At 69.8% G+C, this 14,104-nt stretch carries 10 protein-coding genes; 5 read left to right on the top strand and 5 right to left on the bottom strand.

Going from position 1 to position 14,104, the window contains the following annotated elements:
- Window positions 1–233 precede the first annotated feature (233 nt).
- A complete protein-coding gene (locus tag OG219_RS15850; protein WP_266827036.1) occupies window positions 234–983 on the top strand; it encodes an SDR family oxidoreductase in 750 nt (249 codons plus the stop codon).
- A 102-nt stretch (window positions 984–1,085) separates the two neighbouring features.
- Here the strand turns inward: OG219_RS15850 and OG219_RS15845 are convergent, their stop codons facing one another.
- Entirely contained in the window at window positions 1,086–1,958 is an 873-nt protein-coding gene (locus OG219_RS15845; protein WP_266827034.1) for a helix-turn-helix transcriptional regulator, read from the bottom strand.
- 296 nt (window positions 1,959–2,254) lie between these two features.
- Between OG219_RS15845 and OG219_RS15840 the strand changes: the two genes are divergently transcribed.
- Window positions 2,255–2,587 carry a winged helix-turn-helix domain-containing protein gene (locus OG219_RS15840; RefSeq protein ID WP_266827032.1) on the top strand — a complete coding sequence of 111 codons (333 nt, stop codon included), beginning with the start codon at window positions 2,255–2,257 and terminating at the stop codon, window positions 2,585–2,587.
- 208 nt (window positions 2,588–2,795) lie between these two features.
- On the top strand, window positions 2,796–3,035 hold the full coding sequence (locus tag OG219_RS15835; protein ID WP_266827030.1) for a hypothetical protein: 240 nt from the start codon (window positions 2,796–2,798) through the stop codon (window positions 3,033–3,035).
- Between the two features lie 264 nt (window positions 3,036–3,299).
- Here OG219_RS15835 and OG219_RS15830 read toward each other — a convergent pair whose 3' ends face one another.
- Complete coding sequence (locus OG219_RS15830; protein WP_266827028.1) at window positions 3,300–4,286, bottom strand: helix-turn-helix domain-containing protein; 987 nt, start codon at window positions 4,284–4,286, stop codon at window positions 3,300–3,302.
- Window positions 4,287–4,402: 116 nt separating this feature from the next.
- Between OG219_RS15830 and OG219_RS15825 the strand changes: the two genes are divergently transcribed.
- Window positions 4,403–5,758: an FAD-binding oxidoreductase gene (locus OG219_RS15825; RefSeq protein WP_266827026.1), complete on the top strand. Its 1,356-nt coding sequence runs from the start codon at window positions 4,403–4,405 to the stop codon at window positions 5,756–5,758.
- A gap of 174 nt (window positions 5,759–5,932) precedes the next feature.
- On the opposite strand, the gene OG219_RS15820 is transcribed toward OG219_RS15825, so the two are convergent.
- Window positions 5,933–7,420, bottom strand: a complete 1,488-nt coding sequence (locus OG219_RS15820) for a serine/threonine-protein kinase (RefSeq protein ID WP_266827024.1) — start codon at window positions 7,418–7,420, stop codon at window positions 5,933–5,935.
- A gap of 263 nt (window positions 7,421–7,683) precedes the next feature.
- Between OG219_RS15820 and OG219_RS15815 the strand changes: the two genes are divergently transcribed.
- Window positions 7,684–8,565 (top strand): alpha/beta fold hydrolase, encoded by an 882-nt coding sequence (locus tag OG219_RS15815; protein WP_266827022.1) that lies wholly within the window; start codon window positions 7,684–7,686, stop codon window positions 8,563–8,565.
- Between the two features lie 26 nt (window positions 8,566–8,591).
- On the opposite strand, the gene fxsT is transcribed toward OG219_RS15815, so the two are convergent.
- Together fxsT and OG219_RS15805 are read right to left on the bottom strand one after the other, a co-directional pair.
- A complete protein-coding gene (gene fxsT, locus OG219_RS15810; protein ID WP_266827020.1) occupies window positions 8,592–12,527 on the bottom strand; it encodes an FxSxx-COOH system tetratricopeptide repeat protein in 3,936 nt (1,311 codons plus the stop codon).
- Window positions 12,524–13,855 carry a TIR-like protein FxsC gene (locus OG219_RS15805; protein WP_266827018.1) on the bottom strand — a complete coding sequence of 444 codons (1,332 nt, stop codon included), beginning with the start codon at window positions 13,853–13,855 and terminating at the stop codon, window positions 12,524–12,526. The genes fxsT and OG219_RS15805 overlap by 4 nt, the downstream gene beginning before the upstream one ends.
- Between the last annotated feature and the right edge of the window lie 249 nt (window positions 13,856–14,104).

Genomic DNA, 14,104 nt, shown 5'->3' with positions numbered 1-14,104 from the left:
TCCACGGGCGGAAGTTCCCGACCGTTGCGCCGGGCGAGCCGTGGCGCCCGTCGACAACCCATGGTGGCGCGCTTGCGAAGGCCTAGCCAGGTGGTATTCCAACTAGCATGAATCCTCGCCTCCCTGCGCCTCGCGCGAGCTGACAGCGTCATGAGCGGCCGGGCTTTCACTTCTGCCCCGGCGGGTCACCACCCAATCGCTCATGACCAATCGCTCGTGACCAGGAGACGACCTTGTCCACTTCCTCCGCTTCTTCCGTATCCGTATCCGCCGCCTCGCTCTCCGACGCCCGCGTCGTGGTGATCGGCGGCTCGTCCGGCATCGGCAAGGCGGTGGCCCGCCAGGCAGCCGCCGCCGGCGCGCAGGTCGTCGTCGGCTCCCGCTCCCAGGACAAGCTGGAGCAGACCGCCAAGGAGATCGACGGCATCACCACCGGTGTCGTGGACGTCACCGACGAGGAGAGCGTGCGCGCCTTCTTCGCGGACATCGACTCCCTCGACCACCTCGTCGTCTGCCCCGGCGACATGGCTGTCGGCTCCGTCTACGACGTGTCGCTCGACGCCGTACGCGCAGCCCTCGACACCAAGATCGTCGGGCAGCTCCTGAGCGTCCGGCACGCCGGGAAGAAGATCTCCGGCCAGGGCTCGATCGTCCTGATCGCCGGTGGGGCCGGCTTCAAGCCGTACGCCGACATGAGCGCGACCGCCGCGGCCAACGCGGGCATCGGAGGCATGGGCCGCTCCCTCGCCGTCGAGCTCGCCCCGGTGCGCGTCAACGTCGTCGTCGGCGGCCTGATCGACACCCCGCTGTGGTCCTTCCTGCCCGACGACGCCCGTGCCGGTTTCTTCGAGCAGACCGCGCAGAGCACTCCGGTGGGCCGCATCGGGCAGCCCGACGACGTCGCGGCCACGGTGCTGCACGTCCTGCAGAACACCTTCGTGACCGGTGCGGTGCTGCACGTCGATGGCGGCGGCACGCTGTGAGGGCGCCTATCTGCGCCGGCCCTGTTCGGCCGCGGAGACCGAGCTGTACTGGACCGATCCCGCTATCCGGACGTGGATCTGGCCGACCCGCGCTGGAACACCTCAGGACTGAGCCTCGGCCGAATGCAGCCGCACCCTGATCCGTTCCTCGACCAGATCGCGGAAACGTGCGAGCAGGCGGCTGTCCAGGACGGGCTGGTAGACGACCATGGTCGCGTCCGCGCCCGAGAGACGCAGCTTCACATAGCCGAGTTCGATCCGCCCGAGTGTCGGATGGTCGAAGCAGCGTACGGAGGGGACGGGCGGGGCGAGATCGAGCCGCTCCCACAGTTCCCGGAATTCCGGATGCTCGCCCTGCAGGTCGTCGATCAACTTCGCGTAATCGGGCTGGGCCAGTTGACCGGCGGCCTGGGCGCGGAACAGCGCGGCGGTCTCCAGCGCGTCCTGCTCCCAGTTCGGATGCATTTCCCGGGCCCGCTCGTCGAACATCATCACGAGGGTGTTGCGGCGGCTCTGTTCCAGGGATTCGAAATAGGGGAAAAGCGTACAGAATCCATGGTTCCACGCCAGCACGTCGAAACGGTTGTTGACGATGAAGGCGGGCAATGGATCCTGGAATTCGAGGAACGTCAGATATTGCGCGGGAATGCTTTCCCTGGACCGGGGATCCTGTGTGGCGGGTGGTAACTCACCGGCCAGCCGGAACAAGTGCCCGGTCTCTGTCGTGTCGAGCCGCAGGGCGCGTGCGAGTCCGCTCAGAACCTGGCTCGACACCCGGATTCTGCGGGCTTGTTCGAGCCAGGTGTACCACGTCACACTCACCCCGGCGAGCTGGGCGAGCTCCTCCCGGCGCAGGCCCGGGGTGCGGCGGCGGCCATATGAATTCCTGATACCGACGGCCTCTGGTGTGAGCCGTTCGCGCCGGTTCCGAAGGAAGGAGGCGAGTTCTTTTCGTTGCCGATCGGTGACTGGCATTCTGCACTCCCCCTGGCATCATGATGCCCGCCGGGGTACGGCGGATTGCTCCAAACATACATGCCGCACCCACCCTTGTGCGGGGGGAAGCGGCGACGGTGGACTCCGTCGATATTCCATCTTTGGCGGAACTTTTTCGAGTTTTTAACCGACGCGTCCGTGGTACTCAGGTTGAACTCGCGGAGTCCGGTGGCCAGTGACGGATCTTGATCGCTGCGGTACGACGTCGTCATGCGGTACGCGCATGGGGGTTCGCTCGCGGTGAGAAGACCGAGGCCGATGCGAGGGAGCTTCGGGTGACGTCGCGGTCGGTGCGACGTTGGCGGCGGGAGTGGGAGTTGAAGCGGGGCCCGCTCGCGCACGGCTGGGACGGCGAGTTCCAGGGGTGGTCGCTGAAGCGGGTCAAGCTGCTGATCGGGCGGATGTTCCACGTCGGGTACACGATCCAGGGCGTGTGGAAGCTGTTGCGGCGGCAAGGCTGGTCCGCGCAGGTGCCCCTGGCGCGGGCCATCGAACTCGACGACGAGGCGATCGAGATGTGGAAGGCCGAGGTGTGGCCGCAGGTAAAAGGACCGCGGCGGACCTGGGCGCCCACATCTGCTTCGAGGACGAGGCAGGCCACGGGCTGAGGCCGCCGAAGGGACACACCTGGGCACCGCGCGGAGCCCGGCCGGTGGTGCGGGTGCGCGGCCGCAACCGGGGACGGGTCAACATCGCCGGCGTGGTCTGCTACCGCGCCGGACACCGCTCCCGGTTCTTCTTCAAGCTGCACATCTGGCACGGGCGCGGGGCGAGCCGAAGGCGTTCTCCTGGCGCCAGTACCGCGACCTGATCGTCATGACCCACCTGCAGCTCGGCACCCCGGTGGTGTGGTGCTGGGACAACCTGAACGTGCATCTGGTCCAGGAGCTGGCCGACTTCGCCGCCGCCGACCTCACGCACCTCACCCGCGTGATCAAGCGGAAGCCGAAGAAGATCCAGTACCGGCCCCACTTGGTCGACGGCTGTCTGCCACCCACCGGTCTGACCATGGACCACGACGCGATCAGACCGCCGGACTCCGCGAGTTCAACCTGACTACTCAGGTTGAACGTACGTCCAGCAGTCCGAGGCATCGGGCGGGAACGGAGGCACGATGTAACTCGGACGCCAAGCTCAGGGCAGCCAGCCGGTGCAAGTCCGGTCCGGGGAGACGCCAGGGTCCCCGTAGCCGACTCCCGGTGCCGTTCGAGAGGGCGGCATCGAAGTGGAGTGACAAGCGCCTTTCGGGGGCGTGCGACCGGCCGGTCTTCAGCAGGGGCCGCCCGGGCCGTTTGCGGTGCGGCTCAGGTCAGCTTCGAATCACTGCGCTGGTGACCCGCCTGGGCGGGTGGCCGTACGGGCGAACTCGGCGGGGGTGCGGCCGTACCGGCTCTTGAAGGCGCGGATGAAATGGCTGCTGTCGGCGAACTGCCAGTGGGCGGCCAGCTCCGCGACGCTCGGCCTACCCACCGGGGTGAGAAGTTCGAGCCGGGCCTGTTCGAGCCTGCGGCGGCGGATGTACCCTGCGACGCTCTCCTCGACCGCCGCGAACGCCCGGTGCAGCGTGCGTACGGAGACGCTGAGTTCGCGAGCCAGCATCGAGGGGGAGAGGTCCGGATCGGCGAGCCGGCTGTCCGCGAGGTCTTTCGCCGCCTGAGCAAGTGCGGGGCCGAGGTGGGGTTCGGTGCCGTCCGCCTGCTGCCTCAGCACCCCCTCGACCAGCGCGAGAAGGGCGTTGCGGGCGGCCAGTGCGCCGGCCCCGGTGAGGTCCCGGGCGGTCTGGTCGACCAGGTTCAGGTGGCCCAGGAGCAGCCGCACCTCGGCCGAGGAAGTCGGTCCGGCGATCAGCCGGTCCCGGATCAGGTGGGACAAGGGCGACGCGGGCAGGAGCAGTACCGTCGCCGCGGTGCGCCGCGCCTCCTCGAACGTCGGCGGGCCGTTGCGCTGGAGCATGAAGTGCCCTGCGGGGACGGTGTGGTCGCCCTCGCGCGGCCGGGCGAATCGCCACGCGTTGTGCCGTACCACGTGCATCACCACCTGCTCGTCGCCTTGGTGGAGTGAGCTGGTGTGGGTACCGATGAGTGACTCGCTGCGGACATCGGCGATCACCGCGTCATGCGCCGTGACGGCACGGGCACTGATCCTGAAGTCACCGGACCCTGGCGTGAAGTCGGGCGCCGGATGTTCCTTGCCGAGCTGTTCTTCCCACCCGCGCCAGAAGCGGCCGAAGCGCGCTGGCACGGTGCCGGGTGCGGTGGCATCCGCGGCGAACGTCCCGCTGGAGCCGGGCTCGTCCGGCACCGTCATACTCGCCTCGCCTTCTCCGCGACACTGATGTCCCATCGGTATGGCACTGGCGTTCAAGCGTAGACGGCGCCGCACTTCCTAGTGTGATCACTACGACAACATCGGGAAGGAAAACCATGTGTTCCACGAATGCGGTCGACGAACTCTCCCGTCGTCTCGGGGAGCGGTTGAGGGCTGACCGCGTGCACCGCCCGGGTGACCCGGCGTATGCCGGCACGGCGACGCTCTGGAACGGTGCGGTGACCACACGGCCGGCTCTTGTCGTGCGGCCGCGTACGGGTGCGGAGGTCGCCGCAGCCGTTACCGCGGCGCAGGAATTCGGCGTCGGTCTGTCGGTGCGCGGAGGTGGTCACGACTGGGCCGGCCGGGCACTGCGCCAGGGCGGACTGGTGATCGACCTCGGCGAGATGCGTGATGTGCGGGTCGAGCGGAACACCGCCGTGATGGGAGGCGGAAGCCTGGCCGGTGACGTCGTCGCGGCTGCCGCATCGCACGGCGCGAACGTCGCCACCGGGACCGCCGGGGTCGTCGGCATGGCCGGGCTCAGCCTCGGAGGAGGCTATGGCCTGTTGCTGGGCACGGCCGGCCTGGCCGCCGACAACCTGCTCGGCGCCGAGGTCGTGCTCGCCGACGGGCGGCTCGTCTCGACCGAGGACGACCCCGAACTGCTGTGGGCGCTGCGCGGCGGCGGCGGGAACTTCGGTGTGGTGACGACGATGCACGTCCGCCTCCACCCCGATCGCGGCCTCGTCGGCGGCATGGTCCTGTTCCCCTGGGAAGAAGCGGCGACGGTGCTGGCCCGGTACGCGGAGCTGACCGCGAGTGCTCCCGACGGGCTGACCGTCCTGCTGGAGATGACCTTCGTCCCCGATGTCGGGCCGTGCCTGCTCGCCGTGCCCGTCTGGTCCGGTGAGCAAGGGCACGCCGATGCCGCCATCGCCGACGTCCTGCGGCTCGGCACCCCGATCACCAGCACCGTCGGCCCGATCACGCAGAAAGACCTGCTGGAGCAGTTCGACCAGCACGTACCCCACGGGATGCACTGGGACCTGCGCACCCGCACCATCACCGCACCCACGCCCGGCATCATCGACCTCCTCATCAGCTCCGCGGAGGCACGCCCTGGGCCGGGAGCGGGAATCGGACTACGGCAGTTCCACGGCGCCGCCACCCGCGTCGGCGCCGACGACACCGCCTTCGGCCTGCGCACCAGCCATGTCGTCGTCGAGATTTCAGCCGGTCGCGGACCGGACGACGACGCCAGTGCGTACCGGAAATGGGCCGAAGACGTCAGGACGTCACTGGAACCACACGCCCTGCCGGGCGGCTACCCCAACTTCCTCCTGCCGGATCAGGACGACCAGGTCGCACACGCCTACGGCTCCCACCCGGCACGCCTGATCGCGGCCAAGCAGTCCTACGATCCCCAGCACGTCTTCACCGCCACCCCGCTCCCGGACCGTGGACGGTGAGAAGCAGGAAGACGTGTTCCGGCCGGATTCAACTCCGGTGCGCAGGAGGGCATCTGGAAGATCTGTAACCAGTCCCTGTGTTCCTCGGCGAAGTCGGCGAGTTCCGGCACCAGGTGCACGTTCAGGAAGCGACAGCCTCGGTCTTCTCGCCACCTGCTTGGGGGTTGTGCCCCGTCATGAGCGGGTGCAGCGGCCCGTGGGTGCGGTGGCCGGTGGGTGGCACTGGAGGTCGTAGTCGGCCGAACTCGTGCTCAGGTAGCGGCCGATGCAGGTGTTCGCCGTGGTCAGGCCGTGCTCCTCGCAGTACGACAGGGCGGCGCGGCCGTCGGTGAAGGGGCCCGGCGCGTAGATCACCCAGTAGCCCGGGCGCAGCGAGGCGTAGTCGTCGCTGCGGACGAAGACCGCATCGGGTACGGACTTCCTGACCTCGGCAAGACGCGTGTCCCGTGCGGAGGTTCCGGAGCTGACGGGTTCGGAGAAGAGCTGGGCGATCCAGCGGCCGGATGCGGGTTGGCTCGGCGTAGCCGACTCGGTGGGGCCGGTCGGCGAGGCGGCCGTGTCGCTCGGCGTCGGCTCCGGTGCGGAACTCGTGGGCGGCGTGGGTGTCCCGCTCGCCGGTGCGCCCGTGCTTCCGCCCGAACCCGCCTCCTTGTCACCCGTATCGTCGCGCAGGCTCAGGAACAGCGCGCTCGCCGCGGCGACCGCAAGCACCGCGGCCACGGCGACGGCGATCCTCGTACGGCTCGGCGGCCGGCCCCCGGTGTCCGGCGGCCGCGGGGTGTCCGGCCGGGTGGGCACGGGGGCGACGGGCGGCGGGGGAAGGACCGCCGTCGGCGTCGGCCGCGCCCAGTTCGGCGTCGTGCCCGACTCGACCTGCGCGAGCATCCCGTCCAGCCGGGCCGCGTCGGGTCGGGCGGCCGGATCCCGTACGAGCAGTGCCTCCAGGACCGGGGCGAGCGGTCCCGAACGGAGCGGCGGCGGCACCGGATCGTCGAGGACCGCGGCCAGGGTGGCGAGTGTCGTGGCGCGGCGCAGTGGACTGACGCCCTCCGCGCAGACGTACAGGACGAGTCCCAGGGACCAGAGGTCGGAGGCCGGGTCGTCGTCGTGGCCGCGGATCCGCTCCGGGGCCATGTACTCGGGCGAGCCGACCAGTTCGCCGGTGGCGGTCAGCGCGGTCGAGCCGTGCAGGGCCGCGATGCCGAAGTCCGTGAGGACCGCGGTGCCGTCGGGACGCAGCAGGATGTTGGCGGGTTTGACGTCGCGGTGCTGGATGCCGGCGGTGTGCGCGGCGTGCAGGGCGGAGAGCACCTGGCGGCCGAGGCGGGCCGCTTCCACGGGTGTCAGGGGTCCCTCGTCGAGTCTGTCCTGGAGCGAGACGCCGGGCACCAGCTCCATCACGATCCACGGGTGGGGAGCCACGTCCACGATGTGGTGAACCGTCACCACGTGCGGGTGACTGAGCCGGGCGAGCGCCCTGGCCTCGCGCAGTACCCGCTCCCGCACCGCCTCGGAGGCCTCCGCGTCCGGCCGCACGGCCTTGAGGGCGACATCGCGGCGCAGCACGGTGTCGCGGGCCCGCCACACCGTCCCCATCCCTCCGCTGCCGAGCCGCTCGATCAGCTCGAAGCGTCCGTCGACGACATCCCCCGGTACGTTCATGCGCGACAGGCTAGAGCAGCACCGCGCGCCACTCCCGCGCGGGAGGGCGGAGCGGGCCTCGGGGCGGCCGGGTCCCGCCCGCGAAGCCGACCGCACTCCGGGCACGCGGAACTTCGGCGGCGCGGTTCGGTGCTGTCCCGGTCGCCAACTGGGCTGATGTGCAAGCCTGGTTGACCTGCGATTTCGTTTCATGGCATGGGCGTTTGGGCAGGGATCGTGCAGCATTTGTCCGGTCCGCACCGGACCGAGGGAGGGGGAGCGCTGTGCGTGACCATGTGCGGACGGCGGACGGGCGGCTCCTGCGGGTCGAGACCTCGGGCGATCCGTGCGGCCGGCCGGTGTTCCTGCTGCACGGCACGCCCGGCAGCCGGGTCGGACCCCGGCCGCGTTCCATGTTCCTGTATCAGCGCGGCACGCGGCTCATCAGCTACGACCGCCCCGGGTACGGAGGTTCCGACCGCCAGGCCGGACGCCGGGTCGTCGACGTCGTACAGGACGTGGCCGTCGTCGCCGACGCGCTCGAACTGGACACGTTCGCAGTGGTCGGCCGCTCCGGAGGCGCCCCGCACGCGCTGGCCTGCGCCGCGCTGCTGCCGGACCGGGTGACCCGGGCCGCCGCGCTCGTCGGGCTCGCGCCGCGGGACGCGGAGGGGCTCGACTGGTTCGCAGGGATGGCGCCGTCCAACGTGAACGAGTTCCGGACCGCGTCCACCGACCCCGAGCGGTTCGTGGCCCGGCTGATACCGCGCTCCGCCGCGATCCGGAGCGATCCCGCACGGCTCCTCGAAGAGCTGCGGAGCGAGCTGACCGAAGACGACCGGCTGATCGTCTCGGACACCGGCATGAGGTCGATGATGCTGCGCAACTTCCGTGAGGCGCTGCGCACTTCGCCGTACGGATGGATCGACGACGCCCTCGCTCTGACCGGTCCCTGGGGATTCGACCCCGCCGACATCCGGGTGCCGGTCATGCTGTGGCACGGCGGGAAGGACGTGTTCTCCCCGGCCTCCCACGCCTCCTGGCTCGCCGACCGCATCCCGCGGGTCAGGACGGTCGTCGAGCCCACCGCGGCCCACTTCTCGGCGCTGCGCGCGCTGCCCCAGGCCCTCAACTGGCTGACCAGGGACACCCCGGCTGACGGCTGACGGCGAGGTGTCCCACCCAAAGACTCTCAGACCGCCAGCGGCTCCAGATCCCGGTAGATCCGGCGCTTGATCTCGGCGAACTGGGTCATGCCGTTCTCGTCCCCGAGCAGCCTGCGCAGCTCCGGGAGAGCCTCGTCGCGCAGCCGGTGGGCCTCGTCCTCGCGGCCGAGCGCGCTCAGTGTGAGCGCGGAGTTGCTGACGACGGCCAGGGTCTCGGGATGGTGCGGGCCGAGCACGTCACCGAGGGTGTCCACCGCCTTCTTCTCCAGCTCCCGGGCCTCGTCGAAGCGCCCCTGGTCGGCCAGTACGTTGGCGTAGTTGATGCCGGAGAACAGGGTGTGCGGATGCTGCTCCCCGAGCACCTCCGCCATCCGCGGCACCACCTGGCCGAACACCGCCTCCGCCGCCTCGGCGTCTCCGCAGCCCCAGTGGAAGATCCCCAGGTTGTTGAGCGCGGCCTGCGTGTACGGGTGGTCCTTGCCCGGCACCTTCACATACTCGGCCAGCGCCTCCCGGGCCACCTCGCGCGCCGTGTCGCGCTCGTCGGCCGCGAACAGGTCGGCCGCCATGTTGAGGTCGCAGGCGAGGGAGTCCGGAGTCGGCGCCGGGTACTGAGCCCGGTACTCGGCCCTGGTCGAGGTCGTCAGCCGCCGGGCGTCCTCCAGTTGCCCCGCCCTGCGCAGCGAGACGGCCAGGGACTTCGCGCACCTGAGGGTGCCCGGGAAACTCTTGCCCAGGATGCGCTTGTGCGCGTCGTAGGCACGCGACAGCAGTGCCACGGACTCGGAGTAGCGGCCGACCTCCCGCAGGTCGCGGCCGAGACATTCGGCGGAGGACAGGGTGTAGGGGTGGTCGGGCCCCAGCACCTCCGTGCGCCGGTCGAGTGTCTCCTGGTCGAGGGCGCGGGCATCGCTGTAGCGGCCCACCATGCGCAGTGCCAGCGCGAGGTTGTTGGCCGCGCTGAGGGTGCGCCGGTGCGACTCGTGGAAGATCTGGCTGAAGCCCTGGTGCGCCTCGCGGGCGAGTTCGACCGCGGACCGGTAGGCGCCGAGCGCCGCGAGGTCACTGGCCAGGTTGGACGTGGTGACGTACGTGTGCGGATGCGAGGGACCGAGCACACTGCGCTGGCGCTCCAGGAGTTCCGTGTCTATCTCGCGGGCCTCCACATAGAGCCCCTGGGAACGCAGCACGCTGGCGAGCTGGCAGCGCAGATACAGGTACTGCACGTCGTCCTCGCCGAGCAGCGGCTTCCAGTGCTCGAGCAGATCCTCGGCACGCTGCTGGGCGTTGGGGAAGTCGCCGCGCTTCCAGAGGTAGCGGACGCGGTCGATGAGCAGGCGGCGGGCCTCGGCCTCCTTGCAGCTGCGGGCGTCCGACGCGGTGAGGTGCGGCCAGATGACGGCGAAGCGCGGCCATGTCTCGGGGTCGTCTATGGGTTCGTCGCCGTCGGGGCGGGCACCCGCAAGCACGGTGTGCACCACGTGCCGGGCCTGCCGCTGCTCCTCCTCGGTCAGCTGGGCGCGGATCACGGCCTGCACCAGCCGGTGCACCTGGATGCTGTTGCTGACCTGGTCGACCTTGGCGAGCGCGAACCGGCCGATCTCACGGATGACGCGGCCGAGCAGCAGACTCTCCTGGAGGGCGGGGTCGTACCGCTTGAGGTCGTCGATCATCTCCTTGCTGTAGAGCAGCTGCGAGGAGATCTGTTCGGGGGCGAGAAAAGCGCACAGCTGGAGCAGGCGGACCGACGCAGGTGAACGTTCCTTCAGCCGGGCGATGGAGATGTTCCAGGTCGCGGCCACCGAGTGGGAGTAGTCGGCGGGCTGGTTGAGCGCCAGCACGTCGGTGGTCTGTTCGGCCAGCTGGCGCAGATAGTCGTCGATCGGGGTGGCCGTCTCGGCCAGCCACGCCGCCGTCTGCTCGACCGCCAGGGGCAGGTCGCCCACCGCGTTCGCCACCTTGTCGGCCTCGTCCTCGCTGAGCCCGGAGGCCCGCCGGGTGAGGTGCTCGATGCTCTCGTCGCGCAGGAAGACGTCGATGGGCATGGACGTTCCCTGTTGCGCCCAGGCCTGGTTGCGCGAGGTGATGAGGATGTGTCCGCCGCCGCCCGCCGGGAAGTAGCGGGCGAGCCTCGCCGGGTCGTCGGCGTTGTCGAAGACGAGTATCCAGCGCTTGGTCGGCAGTCCCCGGGCGAGCATCTGCAGCGCCTCCTGGCCGGCCAGGGTCATGTCCTCGCCGCCCGGTGCGCCGATGCGGGCGGCCAGTTCGGCGAGTGAGGCGACGATGTCGTCCTCGTGCTCGGCCGGGATCCACCACACCAGGTCGTAGTCGGCCATGAAGCGGTGTACGTACTCGATCGCGACCTGCGACTTGCCGACCCCGCCGAGCCCGAACAGCGCCTGGGGCTGCGGCAGAACGGCGGACACGCCGCCGCCGAGCTGGTCGCGGACCCGGTCCAGGATGAGATTGCGGCCGGTGAAGGTGGTGTTGCGCTGGGGGGCGTTCCAGATCGCCGGAGTGTTCCCGGGGAACCGGGGCCCCGACGGTCCGATGTCGACGGGCTGCGCCGGCACGTCCACGGCGGCCAGGAGCTCGGTGACGCACTGGGCGTCGTCGAGCCGGTGCAGGTCGACCGGGTTGTGGTCCCGGTACGAGGTGGGCGTGGGGACGTCGTCGACGCGCAGCGAGACCATGGTGCCGTGGAGGCCCTCCGGGTCGGTGTCGCTGAGGGCGCGCCAGATGGCGTCCGCGTACCGGGACTTCTGGAAGGCCTTGGACAGCAGCACGAGGGTGCGCACCGTCGGCTCCGGGCGTTCGACGGGACCGGTGGATATCTCGTGCAGCGTGACGTTGCAGCCGCAGCGCCGCAGGATCGCGTCGGCCCAGTCGGCCCATGTGCGGTTCTCCGCCGCGTACGCGAGGACGACGTCGGCCGTCGCCGCCAGCGGCCGCCGCCGGAGAAAGGCGTCACGGCAGCGCAGCCGCACCGGCTCGGGTACCGGCGGCAGCGAGGTGATCTCGCCGTCGGAGATGACGGAGGTGAGCCGTTCGAAGGCGGACAGCAGCGAGTTGGCGATACCGCTCTCGTCGCCGACGGTGGCGAGCGTCTCCTCGTACGCGTAATAAGGGCGGTAGGGGATCTCGACGTTTCCCCAGTACGCGGTCAGGTCCTCGGAACCGAGCTCCTCGCCGCCGAGCCCCTTGGGCAGCCCGTCGAACTTCAGCCGGGCAAGGGCTCGTCCGGCGTCGACCTTCTCCTTCTCGCCCTCGTCGATGCGCATCGGGACGGGCAGCACCCGGATCGTGCGCTTGCGGTAGCCGTCCTCGACGCTGCGGGCCACGGCGGCCGCGCCGTCCAGGGACTGGTCGCTGAGCGTGAAGCAGTCCACGAGTACGTCGGGCATCTGGATGGTGCAGATGTCGGCGTTGTCGGACAGCCCGGTGCGGCTGTCGATCAGGACGTAGTCGTACGAAGCCTTCATGTCGTCGCGCAGCGCGTCGAGGAACAGCCCGCCGCCGAGCCGCTCGTAGAAGTTGTCCCACTCGAAGGAGGACACGGTCGCCGAGTACGAGCGGTCCTGGCGTCCCGCGGAGAGGAAGTCGAGCGAACCGCCGTCCGCGAAACGCAGCCCGAGGCGCTCTGGCGTCAGCGAGATGGCGTGCTGCTCGACGTGCGCGTAGTCGAGGTGCCAGGCGCCGGAGCGCTGGGGTCCGGTGGTCGCGGCCCAGGCGTAGTCGTGGATGAGGTTGATGACACCGGTGGTGGCCGCGAGCGCGTTGGGATCGAGGAAGGGGTGGAAGAAGCGGTGCAGCCCCGGAGCCTCCAGGTCCCAGTCGACGGCCAGGACACGCTTGCCGTTGGCGGCGAGGATCCATGCCGTGTTGGCCAGGGCCATCGTGCGCCCTGTGCCGCCTTTGTACGAGTAGAAGGTGATGATGCGTCCGTCCTGCGCCGCCGTCATGCTTCTTCTCCTCCGTATTCGGATCCGCCTTCGGGGAGCGGCGGGTGGATGGGGCCCGTCAGACGGGGCCTGGGGATCGACGGGCCCGGTGGCGGATAAGCCTTGGCGTGCTTGAGGTACTGCCGGGTCGCGTGGGCGACGACGGTGGGGAGTACGTCGGTGAAGGCCTTCAGGGTCGGCACGCCGTTGACCGCGAGCCGGCTGTCGGCGCGTCGCCCCCGGTCCAGGAGCAGCGGCAGGGTCCGCTCCAGTTCCTCGGTGAGCTTTTGGCCCTCGGCGCCGTGACACTGGATGTCGGCCCGGTTCCAGGGGACGACCGCACTGACCCAGGGGCGGGCGTTCGCGTCGAACGCCTTGAGCCTGCGCCGCCGTTCCTCGTCGGTCAGCGCCCACCGGTCGATGAGCAGGATGCCGGGGTGACTCGTCGGCGACTTGTCGCCGGCATCGGCGTCGTCCGCGTCGTCCGGCGGCGGGTCCGCACCGGGGTCCTCGTCGTCGAAGGAGGACACCGTGATCCGGTAGTCGAGCGACCGGACCAGCTCCTCGGCGAGCGCGGGCAGCGGCCGGGCCGAATGGTAGGGGTTCCAGTCCTGGGCGTCCTCGCCGTACGGGCGGACGTCGCGGTGTTCGGGAACGCTGTGCCGGGTGGGCGCTGCCACCGTCAGATGGATACGTCGGGGGCCCTCGCCGCGTGGCTTGAAAGCGCTGGGCGTCCGCTCATGGGCGCGAGGGCGGCTGGAAGGCAGCGGCGACTCGTGCGCGACCCGCACGATCCGCTGGGCCAGCCCGAGTACGGTCTCCTCGTACTCGTCGTGCAGCCGGTTGAGTTTGATCAGCCCGTAGATCCCGTTCGCCGCGTACCGGTCCCCGAAGGCACCGTGGTCGACGTGGATATGCCTTACGGAGTCCGGGAGTTGGGCGAAATCGATGTGCGTCCACAGGGCGGGGACAATGGCCGTACCGGCACTGGCACCGGTCGCACGCGCCCGCAGAATGCGCTCGTTGAACGCGAACCATTCCCGGCCACAGCTCTCGCTCGTGAAGTAACGCGGCGAAAACAGTGGCACGAACACCCGGCAGGTCGCGAGATTCTCACTGAGTTTCTCCGGCCACCCGTCCCCCGACCGCATCTCCCGGTCCATGAAACCCGCGGGAGCGCCGGCCGGAAGATCCGTGAGCGCCATGATGTGGTCGCACAGATCCGTGAAGAGCACATGCACCCAGTGATCGGGATCGCCGCCGTGCGGCCCCCACGGCGGCGTATGGGCGTAACTCAGAAAGAAATACGGCCTGTTGTCCGAAGCCCGTTCCCGTTCAGGTGTGTCCACGCGCCCCCCTGCCTGACCGATGAACCCCCTGAGGGGTGCCACCGAGCCGGAACAAACAATGTGCCCGACGCCCCGCCCACGCGTGCCGTTTGTTTCACGTCATTCACTGGCGATATCCGGACATCCGAGCGCCGGTGAGGTCGGCGACCACCTACATGTCCCGAAGAGTGACGTCCTTCCCGGCCGAACCGCCGGACCGTCAGTTCCCTTGACAGGGAAGGGAGTTCACGAGGATTGGTCACGACGGCG

This window comes from Streptomyces sp. NBC_00038 (assembly GCF_026343635.1).
Lineage (GTDB): Bacteria > Actinomycetota > Actinomycetes > Streptomycetales > Streptomycetaceae > Streptomyces.
Note: the sequence above shows the minus strand (reverse complement) of the source record. Positions and strands in the feature narration are given on the sequence as shown.

Coding starts and splice junctions, on each gene's coding strand:
- OG219_RS15845 (WP_266827034.1), bottom strand. CDS start 1,958: ATGCCAGTCACCGATCGGCAACGAAAAGAACTCGCCTCCTTCCTTCGG.
- OG219_RS15835 (WP_266827030.1), top strand. CDS start 2,796: ATGACCCACCTGCAGCTCGGCACCCCGGTGGTGTGGTGCTGGGACAAC.
- OG219_RS15830 (WP_266827028.1), bottom strand. CDS start 4,286: ATGACGGTGCCGGACGAGCCCGGCTCCAGCGGGACGTTCGCCGCGGAT.
- OG219_RS15825 (WP_266827026.1), top strand. CDS start 4,403: ATGTGTTCCACGAATGCGGTCGACGAACTCTCCCGTCGTCTCGGGGAG.
- OG219_RS15820 (WP_266827024.1), bottom strand. CDS start 7,420: ATGAACGTACCGGGGGATGTCGTCGACGGACGCTTCGAGCTGATCGAG.
- fxsT (WP_266827020.1), bottom strand. CDS start 12,527: ATGACGGCGGCGCAGGACGGACGCATCATCACCTTCTACTCGTACAAA.